Source organism: Nocardiopsis protaetiae (genome assembly GCF_045446735.1).
Lineage (GTDB): Bacteria > Actinomycetota > Actinomycetes > Streptosporangiales > Streptosporangiaceae > Nocardiopsis > Nocardiopsis protaetiae.
Genome location: NZ_JBJJBV010000021.1, coordinates 17,513 through 37,626, shown reverse-complemented (window position 1 = coordinate 37,626; position 20,114 = coordinate 17,513). Strand labels below are relative to the sequence as shown.

General features: G+C 70.5%; 19 protein-coding genes. 7 read left to right on the top strand and 12 right to left on the bottom strand.

All coding sequences use genetic code 11. The annotated features are described in order from the left end of the window. Window positions 1–219: 219 nt before the first annotated feature. The 6 genes from ACJOT3_RS05595 to ACJOT3_RS05570 form a co-directional block, all read right to left on the bottom strand. Window positions 220–396, bottom strand: coding sequence for a thiazolylpeptide-type bacteriocin (locus tag ACJOT3_RS05595; protein ID WP_073380607.1), 177 nt, complete (start codon window positions 394–396; stop codon window positions 220–222). Between the two features lie 296 nt (window positions 397–692). After that, the gene (locus tag ACJOT3_RS05590) at window positions 693–875 is read right to left on the bottom strand and encodes a thiazolylpeptide-type bacteriocin (protein ID WP_220564355.1); all 183 of its coding nucleotides are present in this window, start codon (window positions 873–875) and stop codon (window positions 693–695) included. Window positions 876–1,108: 233 nt separating this feature from the next. Next, a complete protein-coding gene (locus tag ACJOT3_RS05585) occupies window positions 1,109–1,759 on the bottom strand; it encodes a hypothetical protein (RefSeq protein WP_406969492.1) in 651 nt (216 codons plus the stop codon). Window positions 1,760–1,904: 145 nt separating this feature from the next. Further along, window positions 1,905–2,456: a GNAT family N-acetyltransferase gene (locus tag ACJOT3_RS05580; RefSeq protein ID WP_406969490.1), complete on the bottom strand. Its 552-nt coding sequence runs from the start codon at window positions 2,454–2,456 to the stop codon at window positions 1,905–1,907. A 1,300-nt stretch (window positions 2,457–3,756) separates the two neighbouring features. After that, complete coding sequence (locus ACJOT3_RS05575; RefSeq protein ID WP_406969488.1) at window positions 3,757–3,993, bottom strand: hypothetical protein; 237 nt, start codon at window positions 3,991–3,993, stop codon at window positions 3,757–3,759. 134 nt (window positions 3,994–4,127) lie between these two features. Then, entirely contained in the window at window positions 4,128–4,418 is a 291-nt protein-coding gene (locus ACJOT3_RS05570; protein WP_406969486.1) for a hypothetical protein, read from the bottom strand. Window positions 4,419–4,489: 71 nt separating this feature from the next. Between ACJOT3_RS05570 and ACJOT3_RS05565 the strand changes: the two genes are divergently transcribed. The 4 genes from ACJOT3_RS05565 (at window position 4,490) to ACJOT3_RS05550 (ending at window position 6,644) form a co-directional block, all read left to right on the top strand. After that, window positions 4,490–5,278: a helix-turn-helix domain-containing protein gene (locus ACJOT3_RS05565; RefSeq protein ID WP_406969484.1), complete on the top strand. Its 789-nt coding sequence runs from the start codon at window positions 4,490–4,492 to the stop codon at window positions 5,276–5,278. Continuing rightward, window positions 5,275–5,439, top strand: coding sequence for a DUF397 domain-containing protein (locus ACJOT3_RS05560; protein WP_406969482.1), 165 nt, complete (start codon window positions 5,275–5,277; stop codon window positions 5,437–5,439). Before ACJOT3_RS05565 ends, ACJOT3_RS05560 begins: the two co-directional genes overlap by 4 nt. Window positions 5,440–5,784: 345 nt before the next feature. Further along, window positions 5,785–6,219 (top strand): hypothetical protein, encoded by a 435-nt coding sequence (locus ACJOT3_RS05555; RefSeq protein WP_406969480.1) that lies wholly within the window; start codon window positions 5,785–5,787, stop codon window positions 6,217–6,219. Next, on the top strand, window positions 6,216–6,644 hold the full coding sequence (locus tag ACJOT3_RS05550; RefSeq protein WP_406969478.1) for an ATP-binding protein: 429 nt from the start codon (window positions 6,216–6,218) through the stop codon (window positions 6,642–6,644). Before ACJOT3_RS05555 ends, ACJOT3_RS05550 begins: the two co-directional genes overlap by 4 nt. A 2,018-nt stretch (window positions 6,645–8,662) precedes the next feature. On the opposite strand, the gene ACJOT3_RS05545 is transcribed toward ACJOT3_RS05550, so the two are convergent. The 5 genes from ACJOT3_RS05545 to ACJOT3_RS05525 all read right to left on the bottom strand — a co-directional run bounded on the left by ACJOT3_RS05545 (window position 8,663) and on the right by ACJOT3_RS05525 (window position 16,904). Then, a complete protein-coding gene (locus ACJOT3_RS05545; protein WP_406969476.1) occupies window positions 8,663–9,058 on the bottom strand; it encodes a type II toxin-antitoxin system VapC family toxin in 396 nt (131 codons plus the stop codon). Continuing rightward, window positions 9,055–9,285, bottom strand: coding sequence for a FitA-like ribbon-helix-helix domain-containing protein (locus ACJOT3_RS05540; RefSeq protein ID WP_406969474.1), 231 nt, complete (start codon window positions 9,283–9,285; stop codon window positions 9,055–9,057). The genes ACJOT3_RS05545 and ACJOT3_RS05540 overlap by 4 nt, the downstream gene beginning before the upstream one ends. A gap of 35 nt (window positions 9,286–9,320) precedes the next feature. After that, window positions 9,321–9,569, bottom strand: coding sequence for a hypothetical protein (locus ACJOT3_RS05535; RefSeq protein ID WP_406969472.1), 249 nt, complete (start codon window positions 9,567–9,569; stop codon window positions 9,321–9,323). A 169-nt stretch (window positions 9,570–9,738) separates the two neighbouring features. After that, window positions 9,739–14,796 carry a DNA repair ATPase gene (locus tag ACJOT3_RS05530; protein ID WP_406969470.1) on the bottom strand — a complete coding sequence of 1,686 codons (5,058 nt, stop codon included), beginning with the start codon at window positions 14,794–14,796 and terminating at the stop codon, window positions 9,739–9,741. An 11-nt stretch (window positions 14,797–14,807) separates the two neighbouring features. Next, window positions 14,808–16,904 (bottom strand): SPFH domain-containing protein, encoded by a 2,097-nt coding sequence (locus ACJOT3_RS05525; protein ID WP_406969468.1) that lies wholly within the window; start codon window positions 16,902–16,904, stop codon window positions 14,808–14,810. A 321-nt stretch (window positions 16,905–17,225) separates the two neighbouring features. On the opposite strand from ACJOT3_RS05525, the gene ACJOT3_RS05520 reads away from it, so the two are divergent. From ACJOT3_RS05520 to ACJOT3_RS05510, 3 genes are read left to right on the top strand one after another with little or no spacing between them, the layout of a single operon-like run. Then, on the top strand, window positions 17,226–17,843 hold the full coding sequence (locus ACJOT3_RS05520) for an MDR/zinc-dependent alcohol dehydrogenase-like family protein (RefSeq protein WP_406969466.1): 618 nt from the start codon (window positions 17,226–17,228) through the stop codon (window positions 17,841–17,843). Further along, a complete protein-coding gene (locus ACJOT3_RS05515; RefSeq protein WP_406969464.1) occupies window positions 17,843–18,298 on the top strand; it encodes a hypothetical protein in 456 nt (151 codons plus the stop codon). The genes ACJOT3_RS05520 and ACJOT3_RS05515 overlap by 1 nt, the downstream gene beginning before the upstream one ends. Beyond that, entirely contained in the window at window positions 18,295–19,266 is a 972-nt protein-coding gene (locus tag ACJOT3_RS05510; RefSeq protein ID WP_406969462.1) for a hypothetical protein, read from the top strand. Before ACJOT3_RS05515 ends, ACJOT3_RS05510 begins: the two co-directional genes overlap by 4 nt. A gap of 30 nt (window positions 19,267–19,296) precedes the next feature. Here the strand turns inward: ACJOT3_RS05510 and ACJOT3_RS05505 are convergent, their stop codons facing one another. Continuing rightward, window positions 19,297–19,935, bottom strand: a complete 639-nt coding sequence (locus ACJOT3_RS05505) for a DUF1449 domain-containing protein (RefSeq protein ID WP_406969460.1) — start codon at window positions 19,933–19,935, stop codon at window positions 19,297–19,299. Between the last annotated feature and the right edge of the window lie 179 nt (window positions 19,936–20,114).

Here is a 20,114-nt window from a genome sequence, read left to right as displayed (position 1 = left end):
CGTTTCGTGACCGGATAGCCGATCCGAACCAGAACCGGATGACTGATCCGCATGGGAAATCGGATAGCTGATCCGGGTCGTGGCCGGACGGCTGCTCCGGATCAGAACCGGATGGCCGATCCGCATCGGGTCCACATCGGGACCGGATGACCAGTCCGGTTCGCAACCGGATAGCTGATCCGTTTCACAGTCGGATGACCGATCCGGATCAGGGCCGGATCAGCCGCACGAGCCCGAGGAGCAGCAGCTGCTGGAGCCGCAGCAGGAGGTGGAGGTGCAGCTGCTGGAACCGCTGGTCGCGCCGGTCTCGGGGACGGCGACGGCCTCGCGGACGCTCATGACCTCCATGTCGGAGAAGTCGAGGTCGGGCAGTTCGATGGAGGGGGAGTCCTGCATGGGGGACACCTTTCGCGGAGGATACGAAAACATCACCCGTTCATCCACGCTTTGACCGGACGACCGGACACGGCTTTTCCCTATCTGGGCAGTGGGGCTTTCCCGGGGGCGATAGCGCCCTCGGGGAAGGGAGAGGCCGGGAACGGTCAACGGGTTTATCGCTTAAGCAGCGCGAATATGGAACGGGGGGTTTGGATGTCGGGGAATGGGGGGATGGAAAAGGGTCGCGTTGCACGCGGAGCGACCCCTCGGTGACACACCGGGGCCTGGCCCCGGCCTGTCGGCGGTGTGCGGGGTCAGCCGCAGGAACCGCCGGAGCAGCAGCTGCTGGAGCCGCAGCAGGAGGTGGAGGTGCAGCTGCTGGAACCGCTGGTCGCGCCGGTCTCGGGGACGGCGACGGCCTCGCGGACGCTCATCACCTCCATGTCGTCGAAGTTCAGCTCGGGCAGGTCGATGTCCAGAGCCGTGGATTCGGGCATGGTCAGCCTCTTCGTTCGTTTCGTGCACGGTCCCCCGGGCGGCATGAAAATAACATGCGGAGAGGAAAGTCGATAGAGGTTGTATCGACCATTCTCCGGAGCGTGTCCTCAGGTTCGCGTGCCCGTAACAAGGGAAACGGTCGAGTGAACGGTGCGGTATGGGGTCCCGAAGGGGATGAAATTCCAAGGATTGTTTCCTGTGGTGTGCGTCGCCACCCACGGGCCCACCGCGCTCAGAGGAAGACCGCGTACTCCGCCAGCTCGGGCACCCGGCGCGGATTGACGTCCACCGCGGCGGCCAGCTCCTCGGCCGAGGAGAAGACCACGCCCGCCGCGCGCAGCTCCGACAGCCGGTGCAGGTTCGCCGGGGTCAGGGGCAGCCCGGCCAGGAACGGCTCGGGGACGTGGTTGACGTCGATCAGCCCGCCGTCGTCGAAGCCCCGGCCCAGGTCGGGGCGGCCGATGCCCAGTTCGATGGCGTGCAGGCGCTCGTGGGCGGCGATGCGCCGGGCCTCCGAGCGCAACTCCCGGCGCCACCGGCCCCGCTCCTCGGCTGCGGGGTCGCCGCCCCGCACCGCCAGGTCGCGGTAGAGGGAGAAGGAGGCACCGGCCCCGCCCAGCCACAGGACGAGGAAGACCACCAGGTTGAGGTCGTTCGTCCGCTCCAGCAGAGCGAAGACCACCACCAGCGCCGAGGCGACGAGCGCGGCCGCGAACGAGAGCAGGTTCCGAAGCCGGAGGAAGGCGTACCAGAGCAGAAGGGGGGTGATGAGACCCAGGGTCGCCAGGGCGATCAGACCGGCCAGGGCCGGACCGATCCACGACCAGGCCGGCTCCGGGACGGGGGGACCGGGTTGCCGAACGGGGGAACCGTTGAAGGCCATATCTCATGGTAGGCACCGGGTCAACGGCCCCCGAGGTGGCCGAGGGCGCTGAGGCGCCCGAGACCGTAGGTGGTGGGGAGGTTCGGCGGGAGGCCGTCGTCGGTCGGGCGTTCTCCCTTTCCGGGGCGTCCCCGGGGGCGGGGTTCTACTCCGAGTCCGGCTTCCACTCCGGGGCGAGGACGGACCAGATCTCGGTGTCCCGGCGGCTGCCCCGGTAGAGGTAGTTGCCGCGCAGCACACCCTCCCGGGTCATGCCCAGGCGGCGCGCCACCGCGATGCTCGCCGCGTTCTCGGTGTCCGTGTGCCACTCGACGCGGTGCACCCCGCGCTCCTGGAACGCCCAGTCGATGAGCAGGCGGACGGCCCGGGTCACCAGCCCTCGGCCGGAGGCCGCGGGCTCCAGCCAGCAGCCCGCCTCGGCGGTGCCCTGCTCGGCGTCCAGGTTCGGCAGCATCACCCCGCCGACGAGGGTGCCCTCCAGCCAGATCCCGCAGATGCGGCCGGTGTCCGCGGCGGTCTTGTCCGCGTGCCGTTGCAGGAAGGACCGGCTCGACTCGGGGTCGGTGACCAGGTCGGGCATGCCGACGAAGCGGCCGATGTACTCCCGGCCGCGGTCGATGTGCTCCAGGAACTCCTGGGCCCGCCAGGGCTCCAGCGGACGCATCTCGGCGCCGTCACCCAGCGGTGTCGCGTACATGGGTCTCCTCGTGGGGGTCGGTGGTGGCCGCGGCCAACCTACCGGCGTTGACAGTGTGCCGGTGACCGGGGAGCCCCTATCCGGTAAGTAGACGAGGCCTATAAGGGTTTCCATTCCCTGCTGGCTTTATGGGCCTGCCAGACCCATACGAGTGCACCTACAAGGTGCCTCCGGAGTTTCCATGCCCTACGGGCTTTATAGGCCTGTGGAACCCTTCCCTGTTCTCAGGGGTCGTGACCTGCAACGATACGAGCCCTTTGCGCGCGACTGCCCTCCCGGGCACTCTCTATCCTGTGTCCTAGGCCACTTTTTGCCCTTCTGGTCCTTTGATCAGCGTAAACGTGCTGCACGCAGCGCAGGGTTTTCAAGCCAGAACCGGATTCGGTGTACATGCCGCGCAGACCTCGCGATCCCGTAGCCCTTGGACTCTTCAACCCACACTGCTCCAGCGGGCGGCGGGCGAGGGTGTGCAGGTGGCGCAGGTCGACCGGAGCGGGTGTGGTGGGGCGTCGTGTAGGCGGTGCGGTGCCGTGCCGTCTTCTTGCGGTGGCACGGTAGCAGCGTTGGTGGTGGTGTGTCTGGGAAACGGGGAACTGTGGCCGTTTCCGGTAACCGGGGTGGTGCGCGGGCGCGGGGCGGGTAAGGGTGTTGGAAGGTGTTCCCGTTGCAGGGGTCGCGGGTGCGTGTACACCGAATCTGGTTCGGGTCCGAAAGCCTCGTGTTGCGTGCAGGGTGTTTTTGCTGGCCAGGGGATCGACAAGGCAAAAAGTGGCCTGCGTCACGGGTCGGAAAGGGCTGGGAAGGGTGATCGCGCGCAGAGAGCTTGCGTCGCCGCAGGTCGCGACCCCTGAAAAAGGGGAAGGGTTCCACAGGCCTATAAAGCCCGTAGGGCATGGAAACTCGGGGCGCTACGACTTGGCCTTGGTGAGGCCGACGAGTTCCCCAGGCCTATAAAGCCCGTAGGGCATGGAAACCATGGAAGATGGCCACGTAGAGGACCAGCATCAGCCCGGTTCTACAGGCCTATAAAGCCCGTAGGGCATGGAAACTGCGATCCCGCAGTGACTCGTCATGAAAGTGACGGTTCCGCAGGCCTATAAAGCCTGTAGGGCATGGAAACAAGAGCACTCCGATGAAGAGTGCGTCCAGCGCGAGTTCCGCAGGCCTATAAAGCCCGTAGGGCATGGAAACACGTAACGAGGCCGCCAGTCAGAGGCCTCACGCCGGTTCCACAGGCCTATAAAGCCCGTGGGGCGTGGAAACATGAGCTCGGCAGCCGAGCCCTATCTCTGGCCCGGGATCAGTGGCGGGCGTGGTGCCAGGGCTGGGGGAGAGCGCCGCCGCGGCTGAGGTGGCGGTGCAGGGTCTCGAAGGCCCGGTCGGCTTGGCGGAGCAGGGCGGCTGCGTCGGCGGTGGGGTCGTTGGCCTCGCGCAGTAGTGAGGAGAGGCGGTCGAAGAGTTCGTCGGCCTTCTCCCGCTGAGGGCGGGTGGTGGGTCGGCCGCACCGGGTGGCCGGGGTGTTGGGCTGGGTGGGCATCGTGGTCGTCCTTTCGGGTGTGCGGATGCGGCGGGGCAGCGGGGGCGGTTCCGGCGGGCGGGGCCGGGGGACCTGTGGGGTGCGGGGTCGGGTGAGGCGGATGAACTCGGCCCAGGTGAGGGGTTCGTCGCTGCTCACAGCCGCCCCAGGAGTTCGGAGACGAGCTGGCGGGAGAGGTGGTCCTCGGCTCCCTGGCGGGTGAGCGTGACGGTGGTGCCGGGTTGGCCGGGCATTTGTCGCCGCCACTGCCGGTCCACCAGGCGGACGGTGATATGCCGCCCCTCGTGCTCCGCCCGCACCGAATCGGGCAGGTCGCCGTCCATCGCCGCCACCCCTCGGCGGCGCAGCGCCGAGCGCAGCGCCAACACCGCCGTTTCGCTCTCGTGCCCTCGTGAAGCCGGGGTCTGCCGTGCCACAGGTTCCATGGCACCAAGGTGACTTGCGCTCCCCCGGTACCGCCATCAACTGATGATTTCCAGGAAAACCCTGATGCTGCATGGAACCCGGGCGTAATCTGATCCGTATGACGGAACCCCCATTCCCTGAATCGTTCGCCCGGTTCCTGGAACTGCGCGGACTCTCCCAGAAACAGCTTGCCGCTCGTGTGGCCTCGTCCGTTGCCTCGGTTTCTCGCTGGAGAAACGGTCATTCGCTACCAAAACTCCCCATGGCGGAAACGCTTGACACCGTCCTGGACGCCGACGGAAAGCTGTTGGCCTCGTGGCGCGTGGCGGCGAGCGGCGTAACCGTTCCGGAATGGGCGAGGACGCTGTCCGGGATCGAGGAGGCGGCGCGCACCCTCCACATCGTGTCCCCCGTGCTCGTGCCCGGATACCTCCAGTGCGCCGCGTACGCCACCCAGGTCTTCCGGTCGGGATGGCCGCTGGCGTCGGATGAGGAGGTCGCGCGGCTCACCAAGCTGCGGACGGAGCGCTTGGGAAAGCTTCCCCGCCTCCGGGTCACGGCCGTGTTCCCCGTGACCGCTCTGACCAGCTTCGATGAAGAAGTGCGGAAGGAGCAGGCCGAACACCTGCTGAACCTGATCGACGGCGGGCGGGTGGCGGTCCACCTGATACCGGCGGGGTCGATCCTGCTGGAACCCGCTTCCACGCTCTTGGCGTTCCGCTTGCACTCCGGGGAACTGGCTATCAGCAGTGATCACGCAGACGGTAACGTCATCCACGGAGACGCTTCACACGGGCGGCTGCAAGCACTTGTCACGGAGGCGTTGGCGATGACCCTCCCCGCCCGGCACTCACTCGCAGAACTGAAGGACCTCGCATGAACGACTGGCACAAGAGCAGCTACAGCTCTACAGGGGCGAACTGCGTGGAGGCCCGGGAACACGCTGCCGGTGCGGACGTCCGCGACACCCAGAACCGGGACGCCGGGCACCTCACCTTCACCTCCCCGGAGTGGATCGCGGCCCTGGCGACCGCGAAGTAACCACAGCCGCGCAAGGCCCTGGGACGTTCCGTCCCGGGGCCTTCGCCATGAGTGGAGTGCGGAACCGCTCGGGGGTTGAAAAGCCGCTGATTGCATCAAATCCACCAAATTGAACTTATGGTTCTTTTCCCCGGAAAAGCCACTCGACTTCTCCATTGTCATCGCTCTGACCTGGTGGAACATGAGGGTGTGGATCTTCTTCGGTAATCCGTCCGAAAAAGGTGCGCGCAGCCCTCGGCTTGCCCTATTGTGGCCTCGACAACTGAAAAACTCGTGACCCCGCGACGCTTGTCCAGCGCCCGGGGTCGTGGCCAGCATCCACCCTCTTAACCAAGGAATGCCAGCGTGAACCACTTTAGTGGCACGCTCCTCGGGGCTGCTTTCGCCCTGCTGCGAGCGCTGTTCTCCTCTCCCCGCGGCCGCCACGCCCGCCGCCACCGCTCCACCCGGGTCCGCCGCTACGCGAACCCCGGCCCCGCTCTCCGGCCCCTGCCTCCCGCGGCCCCGCGCCTGGCCGAGCCGCGCGAGACCTTCCCCGCCGCCGACATCGCCCTGGTCAGGCCGTACTACACCGCCCACGAACAGGCCCGCATCCAGGCCGACGCCACCGCGCGCCTCCAGCAGTGGACCGCCCCGTGCATTCCCGCACCCCGAGCCGGGGAAGGTGACCTGCTCGCCCCCACCCCGCCGCCCATGACGTTCGACGACCTCGCCGACGCCGTCCGCCGCTGGCAGGCCCAGCAGCAGGACCACAAGAGCCCGGCGGGGGTGGGCGCATGACCCCCACGCGCCTCTGGGCCCACCACCTCTACCCCGGCGACCTGGCCCAGCTCTCCAGGGTCCGCCGGGACCTGCGCGCCGACCTGGCCGAATTCGACGAGGACCTCGCCGACACGCTCATCCTCTGCGGCAGCGAGCTCTTTGCGAATTGTGTCAAGTATTCGGCTTCGGGACACGCCGGCGGCGGTGTGGTCCGGACCCTCTGGTCGGCGAACGATCGTTCGCTGACCCTGGGGTTCACCGACGACGGCCTGGGCGGGAGTGTCCCGGAGATTCCCCGCGCACGCAGCTCGGACGAGTGGGACACGGCCGAAGGCCAGCGCGGCCTGCTCATGGTCGAGAAGTTGTCCACAGCCTGGGGATACTCGCCCGTCTGCCCCTTCGGAGACCTGGGCAACCACACCTGGGCCAGTTTCGCGCTCTAGACAGCGGAGCTCCCCGGCGCCGCGCCGGGGAGCCCGCATGCCCGTGGCCACAGCCGGGGGGCGGGTGTGTGATGTTTTAACGCTGTGGTGCGCGGAGTGGTCTGTTCGCGGGTCGTAGGCCCGGCCGCTGTGCGTGGAACGGTTCCTCCCGCTCCAGGGGGTTGAGGTGCCCGACCGGGGCCCTCAGCCCCAGCCCGGCCACTTGCCCGGGGCCTTTGCCATAGGGGGTTGCCCACCCGCCTGGGGCCCTTGGCCACAGCCCGGTCACTTCCCTGGCCGCCCCCGCCGCAGGGGGTGACGGCCGCATGAGGCCTCTGGACCCGGCCCCGGGGGGTTTCCAGTTGCCTGGGGCCCTGGCCACAGCCGGAGGGCGTTGTGCCTCCCCCCGCCGCAGGGGGTGACGGCCGCGGGAGGCCTCTGGGCCCGGCCGAAGGGGGTGTCGGTAGGGCGGGACTCCACCTCAGACCCAGGGGGTGAGACAGCAAGAGCAGGTTTCCAAAACATTGGCCATCTGCGGAGGGCGGTGTGCGGGAGACCGGTCTCGGAGCCGTTGGTCTCCTCCGGGCACCGCTTGGGAACGTACAGACCCGGGCCGGGCGCGGAGCCGTCCCCACGTAGAAGGTTCGGCAGACCAGCGGGTGTACGCGTTGGATGCACGTCCCGGGTGGTGGGGGTGCTCTAGGGGACGGGTCGGGGCCCGGCGGCACGCTCAGCCACACAGGTCCAGGGAAAGAACGCTCCGACTGTGAACCCGCGGTTGCTCAGACCTCGCTTGAAAGGCCCCATCGCCTGGCGTAGTAACCCCCGCCCCGATCGCCCTCCCCAACCACAGGGGGTGACGGCGGCACAAGGCCTCCGGCCCCGGCCGCAGGGGGTGTCGGGAGGAAGAACCACGACCTCCGCCGCAGGGGGTGAGGGCCGCGCCGGCGCTCCCCGCCCGACCCCAGGAGGCGAACCCCCGCCCGTACTGCCGGCGGCGCAGGCCACGGTTCACCCTCCGCTCCGGGGCTGATGCCGCGGGTGACCGCGGCCGTCACCCCCTGTGGCGAGGTCGCGGTTCCTCCTCCGGGCTGTGGCCGGGGCCGCGGGTATCCGCGGCCGTCACCCTCTGTGGCGGAGGTCGTGGTTCTTCCTCCCGACACCCCCTCGGGCCGGGGAAGGCAGTGGAGGCGGAGGTTACTACGCCAGGCGATCGGGCTTTCAAGCGAGGTTCACAAAACCGCGGGTTTCCAGACAGATCCATTCTATCCGTGGACCTGTGTGGTTGAGGGGGTCGCTGTGCCCCGACCCGTCCCCGGAGAAAACCCCCACCACCCGGGACGCCCATGCAACGCGTACGCCTTTTTGGTCTGCCGAGTGTTGTACGTGGGGACGGCTCCGCGCCCAGCCCGGGTCTGTACGTTCCCAAGGGGTGACCGGAGGAGACCAACGGTTCCATTGGGCGCTCTCCCGAACACCGCCCTCCGCAGATGGCGGGCCGCCTGGAAACCTGCTCTTGCTGTCTCACCCCCCGGGGCCGGGGTTCAGTTCCGCTCTACCGACACCCCCTGGGGCCGGGGCCAGAGGCCTCCTGCGGCCATCACCCCCTGCGGCGGAGGGAAGCGCGACGCCCTCCGGCTGTGGCGAGGGCCCCAGACCGGGGGCACCCCCTGCGGCCGGGGCCGGAGGCCTCCTACCGTCCTCACCCCCTGCGGCGGGGGAGGTGGTCCTCCCTCCGGCTGTGGCGAGGGCCCCAGGAGGGAAATGGGCTGTGGCCAAGGCCCCGGGAAAGTGGACAACCCCCCGCAGCCGGGACCGGAGGCCTCCTACCGTCCTCACCCCCTGCGGCGGGGGAGGCACAACGCCCTCCGGCTGCGGCGAGGGCCCCAGGCCGGGGGCACCCCCTGGAGCCGAGGCCGGAGGTTTCGTGCGGCCGTCACCCCCTGCGGCGACAGGTGTTCTGCCACACCTGGCCGAGAGTGGCCACGCCCGCCGCCGTGCCTACCCGCCACGCCCGCCGCCCTGCCTAGCTGCCCTGCCTAGTCGAAGACCTCCACCGGGCACCGGGCCGCGCCGCTGCGGGCTATGCGGGCATCACTGGTGACCAGCGCGGCCCCCAGGGTTTCGGCCAGCGCCACGTAGGTGGCGTCGTAGGCGGACAGGTTCGCCCTGAGCGTCTTGACGCGGGGCCACAGGGGAAGCGCGTCATAGCGATCGATCGGCAGACGGTCATAGGAGGCCATCGCCGCATCTGCCTGGTCCGACGTGATCTTTCCACCTCGGGCCATGCCGAGGAGCGCCGACATGACCTCGGTATCGAGAAGATGCGGAGCACAGAGGGCGTCGGCTTTGGATACTCGCGCGGCCACGGCCGAGCCGACCGGTCCGACCGCCGTCAACATCTCGATGAGCGCCGAGTTGTCGATGACGATCAACGCCCGGCTCGCCCTTCATCGATGGCGGACAGGACATCGGAGACGGTGACGTCGGACTGGGCGGTGCGGCGGGCCGCCTCCACGGCGTCGGCCAAGGTGGGTTTGGAGACCTCGCGGGCGATGATGGTGCGAACGTAAGCCTGGAGGGACTGTCCGGCCTTGGCGGCGCGAACCTTCAACTCCTTGACGTCTTCGTCTGGCAGGTCCCGGATGGTGAGTGCAGTCATGAAAGCATTCTGCCATCAGTGAAGGCATTATGCATTCAAAATCTCCGGTCGCGGATGCCCGCACGGTAGTCGGCCAGGGGCACCGGGCGGCCCCGGCCGTGGTAGCGGGCCCTGAAGACGTATTCACCGATCGGGGTCGGCGCGACCACCTCCCGCACCTCGGCGGCCGCCACCGCCGTGTCGAGGGGCCAGATGGTCGGGTACGCGACGAGCGCGCAGGGGATGACCCGCCTGCCCGCCCCGACCCGCCCGCCCCACACGACCTCACCGTTCTCCCGGTACACCCGGGCTCCGGGCAGTTCCCACCGTCGGGGGGACGCGCCGTCCTCCGATTCCCGGTTCCCGGTTCCCGGTCCACGATCACCCTCACAGCCGCCTCCTCCGGATCTTCCGGATACGCCGCGGGGCCGGGCCTCCGCCCGGCCCCACAGCCCTGTTCGGTCATTCTCCGGGTCAGTCCCGGTCCAGGGCACTCCCGATCTCGCCCACCCGGTCCGCCAGCAACCCGATAGCCCCGATCGCCCGGGTCATCGGGTCGTCCTCCGCCCCGCCCAGGGCCCGGCTCCTCCGGAACGCCGCCTTGACCTGCGCCCAGCGGTCCTTCTGCTCCGGCGTCATGATCCCCCGCAGCTCCGCCAGCTTCAGCAGGTTGGCCTCCGCCCCCGAGGTCAGCGTCTGCGCCTCCCCCAGGTAGTGGTCGTCGATGACGGCCTCCACCTCGGCGTCGTTCATGACCGGCACGATCTTCTCCGCGAGCCGGTTCATGTTCCGGTACGACCCCTGGAGCCGGAACGGCGGCTCGGTCCGCGCGTCCTCCGACTGCGCCGCCGAGGCGATGTAGGCCTGGTTGTTGGCCAGCACCACCTCCTGCACCCGCAGCAGCTTGCGCAGCACCGACACGATCCGCTCGACCTCGACCGCCGAGTACGGGTGGCTCATCTGGTCGACGGTCACCGACTCATCGCCCCGCGCCATCCGCACGAACCGGTAGATGTCCTCCCGGTCCCGGGTGGACAGCGGCGCCAGCGTCGGGTTGGAGGTGAGCGCGTTCTCGATGTAGCTCAGCGAGAACAGCTCCTCCTTGCCCGACAGCACGTCGCCCAGGTTGTACACGTCGGCGCGGTTGGCGAGCATGTCCGGGATGCGGAACCGCTTGCCCTGCTCGGTGTACGGGTTGCCGGCCATGCACACCGCGAACCGCTTCCCGCGCAGGTCATAAGTACGGGTCCGCCCGTTCCACACACCTTCCATCTTGCGCTGCCCGTCGCAGAGCGAGATGAACTTCTGCAACAGCTCCGGGTCGGTGTGCTGGATGTCGTCCAGGTACAGCATCGTGTTGGTGCCCATCTCCAGGGCGAAGGAGATCTTCTCGACCTCCTGCCGGGAGGTGGCGTCGGGCGCCTCCGCCGGGTCCAGTGAGGTGACCCCGTGACCCAGCGCAGGCCCGTTGACCTTGACGAACACCAATCCCAGCCGACTCGCCACGTACTCCATGAGCGTGGTCTTGCCGTACCCCGGCGGGGAGATGAGCAGCAGCAGGCCGCTCTGGTCGGTGCGCTTGTCGTCGCCCGCCGCGCCCAGCTGCTTGGCGAGGTTGTCGCCGATCAGCGGCAGGTACGCCTCGTCGAGCAGCTTGTTGCGGACGAACCCGCTCATCACCTTGGGCTTGTACTCGTCCAGCCGCAGCCGGTCCCGCTCGGCGGCGACCAGAGCGTTGCGCCGCTTCTGGAAGTCCCGGTAGGCGGGCACCTCCTCCAGCCGGAACCGGCGGGTGCGCGGCAGGATCTCGTCCAGCCGCACCTCCAACGCCCGGTCCTTGATCCGCGGGTGCGAGCCGAGCAGCCCGGTGACGGTCTCGTGTACCGCCGCGGAGGATTCGTACCGGTCCACCTTGGCGAGCGCGATCGCGGCGGCCTCGGGCAGGTCGCCCAGGTCGCCGGGGTCGACGTCGTCGCGGGTGGCCGCGTACGCCTCCAGCCACGCGCCGATGAGCTGGTGCCGGGCGGCCAGGTCGTCGCCGAGCGTGCGCAGGTCGTCCTCGAACGCCTTGCGGGTGGTCTCCCGGGTGCTGCCCAGCGCCCGCGAGAACCGGTCCAGCAGCGTGCGCGCGCCCGCCCCGGACACGAAGCCGCGTTCGGCGGGCCCGTCGGCGGCCAGCTCCTCGAACAGGTACTCGCCGACCAGCTCCAGGTCCGCGTCCTGGTACAGCCCGGTGTCGGTGAGGAACGCGTCCACCGCCCCGGCCAGCTCGGTCCGCAGCGCGTCGATCGCCGACGACCTCCGGGCCCCGAACACCGCCCGTGCGCGGGCCAGCGACGCCGCCCGGGTCGCCCAGGCGGTCCGCCGCCCCTCCTCGGTGCCGAACGCCCAGAACAGCTGGGCGACCGCACGCGTGCGCCCCGGGTAGCGCAGCAGCCCGGCCCCGGTGTGCAGCCGCAGCAGCGACGACAGGATCTTGGCGGCGTCGTGGTCGTGCACGCCCCGCTCGTACCCCTCGTCGTACCGGGACTCGGCGGCCTCGCGCACCAGCGCGAGCAGCGAGGACCCGCTCTGCGAGGCCCCGCTCTGCGAGGATCCGCTCAGCGAGGACCCGTTCTCGCCGTGCAGCTCGGCCTCGTGCAGCCGGGCCAGCCCGTCCCCGCTCTCCTCGGCCGCGGCCAGCATCGACGTGGCCAGGTACTCGGCCCGGTACACGTCCGGGCTCTCCGACACCAGCAGCCGGTCCCACAGGTGCCGCGTCCGCGCGAACTCCGGGTCGGCGACCCGCTCCCGGAAGTCGGTGCCGGTGATCGCCACCGCCATCTCCCCCTGGAAGGGGGTGAGGGTGAGGTCGATCGGCTGGGAGTTGATCGCGAACCGGTGCTTGCCCAGCCGGATGGTCTCGCCGTCGTACAGGTCGGTGCGGTCCTGGAGCGCCCGCCCCGCCTCCTGGCGGGCGGCGAGGATGCGCCCCTGGAGCTCCTCGGCGCGCACGGTGTCGCCGAGCTCGCGCATCTCCTCGGCGGTGCGGCGCAGCCGCGCCACCATCGCGTCGGACGCGAAGTAGGTGTTGACGTCCTCCAGGGTGGACAGCCCCGCCACCCGGCGGTGCACGCCCTCCAGGACGCGGTCGGCGGAGGCCGCCAGCCGGTCGGCCCGGCGGGCCCGCTCGTCCACCAGCGCCTGCTTGCGGGTGGAGAACGCCTCGTACACGTCCTCGCGCTTGTCCGACAGCTCCCCGAGGAAGTCCTCGAACTCGGCGAACCGCGACTCCAGGTTCTCCAGCTGGAGCATGATCCGCCCCAGCTGCTCGTCGCAGCGCTCGGGGGTGTCGGCCGCGGCCAGCGCCCCCGTGATGGCCTGCCCGAGCAGCGCGAACTCGGCCGCGAACTCGGCCCGGCCCTCCAGGGCCAGCAGTTCCCTGCGCCGGGCCTCCAGCGTGGCGCGGGCCCGGTTGATCCCGGCCAGCACCTCGCTGATCCGCTCCAGGATGCGGGTGCGCACCTGGGCGTCGCCGATCTCCAGCGACCCGATGACCTCGGTGACCGTCTGGAGCCCCTCGGTCTGTGCGGCGATGCGCTCGCCCACGGCGGTGGCGGCGCTCACCGCCTCGATGGTCTCGGCCTCCTCGACCAGCCGCTCCACCTCGGAGTGGTAGCCGTCGAAGGCGTCCTCCTGCTCCAGGAACGCCACGGTGCGGCGGCCCACGGAGCCGATCTCCTCCTCCAGGGACCGGTCGAGCCCGGCGAGCCGGTCGGCGTCCACGTAGCGCATCTCGGCCAGCGTGGCCGCCTGCCCCTGGGCGCGGCGCAGCTCGGTGAGCCGGGTGATCCAGCCCTCCGCGGACCGGGGGGTCTCCCCCCGGGAGGTGCGGATGAGCGCGGCCGCCCTCTCCTGCGCCGCAGCCAGCGCCTCGGCGGCCTGGGCGGTGAGGGACTGGACGGTCTCGAACTCCTCCAGCACCCGCTCGGCGGTGGCGCGCACCTGGGAGAGGGGCCCGGCCAGGTCGCCCAGCTCCTCCTCGCCCAGCCAGTGGAACCGGTCCGACACCCGGCGGCAGGCGGCGATGAGCGCCTCGAACACCTCGGTGGAGGGCCGCATGTCCTGCGCCATCCGCGCCACGGACAGGCAGTCCGACACGCCCCGCACCAGCTCGGCGTTGCCGACCCGCTCCAGCGGGCCGCTGCCCACCGGCTGGGCGGCCGCGTACTCGTCGGACACGAACGGGGTCTGCCACACCTGCATAGGGTGGACCCGGGTGGGCTCGCCCGACGTCTCCCGGAACACCGTCATGGTGCCGTCGTCGAACAGCGAGTACCCGTGGCAGACGATCGGGTTCGCGACCTCCTTGCGGATGGTGTTGTACGACAGCAGCAGGCTGCGGCCGTCCGCCCGCGAGTGGAAGACGTACAGCACGTCCTCGCCGTTGGGCGAGCGCACCACCCGCTCGAACTCCAGGTCGGTGACGTCGGTGTCGAACGTCCGCGCCACCCCGGTGGCCAGGTAGTAGCCGCCGGGGAAGATCAGGCCCTGGTCGTCGGGCAGCCGCTGGCAGGACTGCCCGATCCCGTCGAGGCGCAGGACGTCCTTGGTGTGCCGGTTGAAGACCAGGTGCCGCCACTCGGTCTCGTTGTAGGGCCGGACCCGCAGCAGGATGAGCGGGCCCACCTCGGCGTAGAACACCGACGCGTCGGCCAGGCTCTGCAACGCCTCGTCGACGGGCTCGCTGTAGATGCCCTCGCCGACCTCGGTGTTGTTCTCGATTTTGATGGTGAGGTCGCCGCCGACCGTCTCCACGAACAGTTCGTCGAGGATCGAAATGTGCGGGTGGCGGCCGAGCACGTGGTCCTCGCGGGTGGTCTCCACCCACGTGAACTCGTGCGAGGGCGGGAACACGTGGTCGCGTTCGCCGCGCTCGTCGAGGTAGGCGATCTCGCCGGTGGGCGCCACCGTCCACCGCAGCACCCGCACGTCCTCCGTCTGCGGGCCGATCTGGAACACGGCGAGCAACCGGTCCTCGACCTTGCGCAGCTGGAGGAGGCGGGCGTCGCGGTAGTAGCGGTACAGCTGACCGAAGTCCTGCCGGAACCGCGCGTCCTCCAGCAGACCCGGCAGGGTCCCCTCCGGCGCGTCGGTGAAGGAGAACCCGTCACCGTCGTGCTCGTAGCGGTGCAGCGAGAACACGTCGGGGACGTGCGTCTCCCGCTGCATGCCGATGAAGACGTTGTAGCCGAACAGGATGGTGTCGCCACCGGCCCCACCGGCCCCACCGGCGCCGACGGAGCCGCCCACGCTGACGATGTCCCGCGGCGTGCAGTTGTGCTCGGTGCGGATCCGCTCGGTGCCGAGCAGGGTCAGCTCGGTCCCGCCGAACACCTCCAGCCGGCGGGCGTTCAATTCCTCTGTACGGCGGGCCAGCTCACCGGTCTGCTCGCGGAGCCGGGCGCGGAGCACCTCGTAGGTGCCCGCGTCCAGCGCCTGCTCGTCGACGGTGTCCGACCCGGGTCCTGCGGTCTCCTGGACCTCGGTCACGGACGGCTACCTCACTGCTTCACGGCGTTGGCGGAGTTCGCGGCGGGGGCGAGCGCGGTCACCGGCAGCTGGTCCAGGCCCATGGAGCGGGCCGTGGTCAGCAGGCCGTTGAGCTTGCCGCTGTCACCCCGGTCGGCGTTGATGAGCTTGAGCAGCAGGGCGGACACGGTGAGGTTCTTGACGTCCTCGGTGTCCAGCGACGCCACGACCTTCTTGATGTCGCGGACGAAGTCACCCTCGCCGTTCAGCCAGCTGCCGCCCAGCGCCTGCATCGTCTCGGAGTTGCCGATGAAGCCGTCCACGGCCTTGCCCAGGCCGATGGAGTTGACCATGCGGTCGAAGAACACGCCGTCGCCGCCGACGATGTTGATGTCGGCGTTCTCCAGGCCGGTGGCCAGCACGGTGGCCTGGGCCTCCGCGACCTGGCGGTGGACGTCGATCCCGGCCAGGCGGACCTCCTTCTCGGCCTCCAGTCGCAGGCGGTACTCCTCGTGCTCGCGGCTGACCTGGTCCAGGGCGGCCATGGCCCCGGCCTTGTCGGTGAGGCCCGCGGCCTCGGCGCGCAGCTTGGCCTCGATGCCCTCGGCCTCGGCGAGCATCTTCGCCTGCACGGCCCGGGCGTCGGCCTCGGCCTTGAGGCGGGACACCTCGGCCTCGGCGGAGCCGACCTTCTCGATGGCCGCGGCGTCCTGCTCGCGGACCTGGACCTCGGCCAGGCCCTGGGCGGCGGCCTCGGCCTGGATGCCCTCGGCGAGGCGGATCTTGGCGCGGGTGTCGAGCTCGGCGGCCTGCTGGCGGGCCTCGGCCAGGGTCAGTTCCTCGGCGGCCCTGTGCTTGGCCGCGGCCTCGGCGGCCTCGGCGGCCTTGATGTCCTTGACCAGGCGCTCCTGGGCCTCGGCCTCGGCGTGGATGATGATGGCCTGGCGCTGGCGCTCGGCCTCCTCGACCGCGCGCAGGCGCTTGATCGCCTCTTCCTGCTCGGCGACGGTGCGGTCCACGGCGACCCGCTCGCGGATGACGTCGGCGACCTCGCGCTTCTCGGCCTCGACCTCCTTGTCCTTGGAGATCCGGCTCAGCTCGGTCTCGCGCTCGCGGCCGATGACCTCCAGCAGGCGGTCCTTCTCGATGCGCTCGGTCTCGATGGCGATGACCCGCTCGCGGTTCTTCTCGGCGACCGCGATCTCACGCTGCTGGTTCTGGTGCTGGACGCCCAGTGCCTCGGAGGTCCGGATGTTGGCGGTCTCGGACTTGAGGCGCTCCTCGGCCTGGACGCGCGCGGTCTCGGCCTCCTCGCGGGCCTTGATGATCTCGATCTCGCGCTTGGCCTTGGCCGCCGCCTCCTCGCGCCGCTTCTCCAGCTCGGCGAGGGTCTCGGAGGTCTCGGTGTTCTGGCGGTCGATCTCCTTCTTGCGGTCGTTCTCGAAGGCGTTGGTGCGCTTGTGCTCGGTGGCGGTGCGCTCGGTGATCTTCGAGATGCCCTGCGCGTCGAGGATGTTGTTGGCGTCGTGCTGGTGCAGCGGGGTCTGCTCCAGGTAGTCGATGGCGACGTCCTCCAGGACGTAGCCGTTCAGGTCCGAGCCGATGACCTCGACGATCTGCTGGCGGAACTCCTCGCGGTGGGTGAAGAGCTCCTCGAAGTCGAAGCGCTTGCCGACGGTCTTGAGGGCCTCGGCGAACTTCGCGTTGAACAGTTCCTGGAGGGTCTCGGGGTTGCTGGCGCGCTCGGTGCCGATGGCCTTGGCGACCCGCTTGACGTCCTCCGCGGTCTCGTTGACCCGGATGAAGAACTTGACGCTGATGTCGGCGCGGATGTTGTCCTTGCAGGTCAGGCCGTCACGGCCGCGCCGGTCCAGGTCCAGGGTCTTGACCGAGATGTCCATGCGCTCGCCCTTGTGCAGGACCGGCAGGATCACGGCACCGGTGAAGGTGACGTGGACGTCGCGCGTCTTGGAGATGATCAGCGCCTCGCCCTGCTTGACCTTCTTGAACATCTTCAGGATGGAGATGACCAGCAGGAGCAGGACGACGAGGGCTACGGCCAGGGAGATGCCGACGGTGAGGAACGCCGCGTCGGCGGCCTCTCCGGTGGATGGGGCGCTCAGCAACACGTATGGGGGCCTTTCTGCGAATGACCGTGCGGGGTCGATGGCCGTGCGGGAGCGCGACGGCGGGGGAGGGCGGTGCCCGCGGTGCTCCCGTGGGGAAGGGCTCAGGCAGTGGGACGCCGAGGGCCGGGAAACGGTTCCGGGTACCCGCGGGAATCACGGACGGAGGGCGTCCCGCGACCGTTGGTGAAGGGTCTCACCACTGTATCTTTCGGCTGGTGGGAGGGCCGATGCGGGTCCCGGCGGGGAATACTGGCCGGAGTGGGCCACCGCGCCCGCGCGAGTGGACCGGGCCGCCGCGCCCGACCGACCCTGGGGAGGACGATGCCGCGCCGCCCGCCGTACTTCACGCCCACCGGGCCGCCCCGGTGGTGGTACACGGTGGCCCTCGGCCTGTGGATCGCGTGCTTCGGGCTGCTGGCCGTGACCGGGTTCTCCGACCACGGGGACGGCTTCCGCTCCGACCACCTGGTGCGCGCCTCCGCCGAGGAGCCGCACACGGTCGAGGTGACCCTGGACGAGCCCGGCACCCGGATCCTGTACCTGGAGTTCCCGAACACGGAGGAGCAGCACCCCTGGCACCTGGTGCCCTCCGGGCAGCGCCCGATCGCGATCTGGCTGGACCCGGAGCCGGACGGCGACCCGGTCCGCTACCCGGCCGGGCTGGAGGACTACACCACCCAGGTCGACGGCACGGCCGTGTGGGGTTTCGGGACGGCGGAGATCGACCTCGCCGCCGGTGACCACGTCATCCACGTCGAGTCGCAGCTGCCGCTGGACGACGCCCGGCTGGTGGTGGCCGAGCCGGTGCGCGGCGCCGGTTCCGCGCCCGGCCTGGCCATCGTCGCCACGGCCCTGCTCGCCGGGGCCGTCGCGCTCGTCACCGCACTGCTGCGGCGCAGTGCCGCCCGCAGGATCCACGGCACGGCACAGGGGGCCTGATGGTCGACCACGGCACTCCCGGGGCCAAGCGCCTGCGGATCATGGAGGAGATCGAGCAGGCCGAGGGGCAGGCCAAGCGGGACGATGAGAACGGCTGCCTGCTCCTGGCCCTGGCCATCGGCGTGCCGATCTACCTCGCGGTCTCGTTCGTGTTCTCCATGGCGACCGCCGGGGTCGGCTCGCTGGCCGGGTTCGTGTCCTGGCTGGCGGCGGAGAGCCTGCTCTCACCGCTCTTCCCGGCCCCGGGTGACGGCCCGGTGCGGTTCACCCTGTCCATCGGCACGGCGCTGCTGCTCCTGGCCGGGCCGCCGCTGTACCTGTCCCGCCTGCTGCGCGGCACCCGCCTGGCGGTGCTGCGCTGGGTGACCACACCCCTGGGCCTGCTCATGGTGCCGATCACCGTGTGGGCCTGCGCGTCCCAGCTCATCGCACCGATCGTGAGGCTGCCGTCGTGAACCCGCCGCTCCCGCCGCAGGCCCAGGCCGGTCCGCCGCCCTCGCCGTCCCCGCTGTCCTTCCTGCGCGCACTGGCCTCCGGCGGCGGCCTGTGGTTCCCGCTCGCGCTGGGCGGGGCCGCCCTGGTCGTCCTGGCCGGGCTGCTGCTGCCCTGGGTGGGCGGACCCGACGCCGACCAGGTCGTCCGGGGCAGCCGGATCACCGCCGACGGCGTGACCGAACTCGGCTCCCGGGCCGGCCGGGGCGGTGACGGCCTGCTGCTGGCCTTCGCGGCCCTGCTCGCCGCACTCCTGGCGCTGCTGTGCCGGTTCCGCCCGCCGCGCCCGGCGCACCGGGTGTTCCTGATCCTGCTCGGTGCGCTCGTCCTGGCCTGGTCGGCGGTCGACATCGCCGAGGTCGGCCGGTTCGCCGACGCCGCGGGCGGGGAGCTGCGGCTGCGCCCCTCCGTCGGCGGGTTCGTCTCCTGCCTGGGCGCCCTGGCGGTCGTCGCCGCCGGGGTCCTGCTCCCCGTGGACCACGAGGCCGCCCGGTGGCGCCGCCTGCTCCGGGCCGCCGGGGCCTCGGACCGCGGACGGCACCGCGACGCGCTGGAGGAGTCCCAGGACCTGCTCGCCCACCCGGCTCCGGCCGCGGTGGACCCCGACGGCACGATCCGGCTGCGCGAGAGCCAGGTGTACACGCTGGTGGCCGCCGCGGCGGGCGACGGCGCCCGCGCGGACCAGGCGGTGCGCGCCCACCTGGAACTCGTGGAGGCGCTGCGCGGCTCCAAACCGGAGGACGTGCACTACTACCGGGTCGAGGCGGCCCGCGCCATCTCCTTCTACAACGCGGCGGGGGCCCTCGCCTTCCTGGACGGGCTGCGCCGCGAGGCGCACGCCCGCTGGGGTCCCGGCCACGAGCGCTCCCAGGCCGCCGACGGCCTGCACGCGGAGATCTTCACCGCGTACTACGGCCGTCCCCCGTACTGAGGCCCGCGTCCCGGGTCGGGGGGCGGCGGGTCAGTTCTGGCCGGGGTCCAGGGCCGCGTCGAAACGGGTGACCAGGAAGACGTCCTGCTCGTCGCTGTGGTCGAAGATCAGGGCGGTGCTCCCCAGCGGCAGCACCTCGCCGCCGATGGTGCGCACCGGGATGGTGATGGCGGCCCCGCCCGCGGTGGTGATCTCCGCGTGGCCGAAGCCCTCGTCGGCCGCGCCGATCCGGATCACGCAGGTGCGGCCGACCAGTTCGTTCCTGGACGAGCCCTTGGGCTTGGGCAGGAACCGCTGCACGGCCATGACCGTGCCGCTGGTGAACGCCCACGCCGCCACGACGGCGATGACGAGGACGACCGCGCCCAGCGCCCAGAGCAGGGCGCCGTCGGGGTTGAGGAGACTGGTCACGATCCCGCCCATCATGCTCACGAACCAGGCGGAGAGCACCAGCAGGGTGATCTCCACGGTCACCGGCGCCCTGCCCAGCCCCACCCGCCCCAGGACGGCGCCCGCGCCCACCGGATCGCCGTCGGCGTCCACGGAGTCGAGCATCTCGGTGTCGGCCAGGCCGACGGCGACCACGATCCAGTAGACGACGATCACGAGGAGCATGGGGGTGAGCAGTACGGTCGGGAAGCCGAAGGCCGTGCTGAGGAACAGCCCCACGCGGGTCACACTCCTTGGTGTCCGTCCGGGTCCCCGGCGGCTCTCGGGGGAGGGTGGCCGTCAGGACGGGGACCGTGCCCGGAACTTTACCCAACGTCCCAGTTGAACGCGGTCCAGGGGGGCGGGGAGCGTGGCCGGAACCGGCCAGTGGGGGAGCGCGTTCCACGGTGGTGCGCGTG

Bases quoted from the DNA above. Each gene is read 5' to 3' on its own strand.
- ACJOT3_RS05560 (WP_406969482.1), top strand. From the start codon at position 5,275: ATGAACGACTGGCACAAGAGCAGCTACAGCTCTACAGGGGCGAACTGC.
- ACJOT3_RS05585 (WP_406969492.1), bottom strand. From the start codon at position 1,759: ATGGCCTTCAACGGTTCCCCCGTTCGGCAACCCGGTCCCCCCGTCCCG.
- ACJOT3_RS05575 (WP_406969488.1), bottom strand. From the start codon at position 3,993: ATGCCCACCCAGCCCAACACCCCGGCCACCCGGTGCGGCCGACCCACC.
- ACJOT3_RS05520 (WP_406969466.1), top strand. From the start codon at position 17,226: ATGCCGCGCCGCCCGCCGTACTTCACGCCCACCGGGCCGCCCCGGTGG.
- ACJOT3_RS05515 (WP_406969464.1), top strand. From the start codon at position 17,843: ATGGTCGACCACGGCACTCCCGGGGCCAAGCGCCTGCGGATCATGGAG.
- ACJOT3_RS05565 (WP_406969484.1), top strand. From the start codon at position 4,490: ATGGAACCCGGGCGTAATCTGATCCGTATGACGGAACCCCCATTCCCT.
- ACJOT3_RS05580 (WP_406969490.1), bottom strand. From the start codon at position 2,456: ATGTACGCGACACCGCTGGGTGACGGCGCCGAGATGCGTCCGCTGGAG.
- ACJOT3_RS05595 (WP_073380607.1), bottom strand. From the start codon at position 396: ATGCAGGACTCCCCCTCCATCGAACTGCCCGACCTCGACTTCTCCGAC.
- ACJOT3_RS05550 (WP_406969478.1), top strand. From the start codon at position 6,216: ATGACCCCCACGCGCCTCTGGGCCCACCACCTCTACCCCGGCGACCTG.
- ACJOT3_RS05570 (WP_406969486.1), bottom strand. From the start codon at position 4,418: ATGGAACCTGTGGCACGGCAGACCCCGGCTTCACGAGGGCACGAGAGC.
- ACJOT3_RS05590 (WP_220564355.1), bottom strand. From the start codon at position 875: ATGCCCGAATCCACGGCTCTGGACATCGACCTGCCCGAGCTGAACTTC.
- ACJOT3_RS05540 (WP_406969474.1), bottom strand. From the start codon at position 9,285: ATGACTGCACTCACCATCCGGGACCTGCCAGACGAAGACGTCAAGGAG.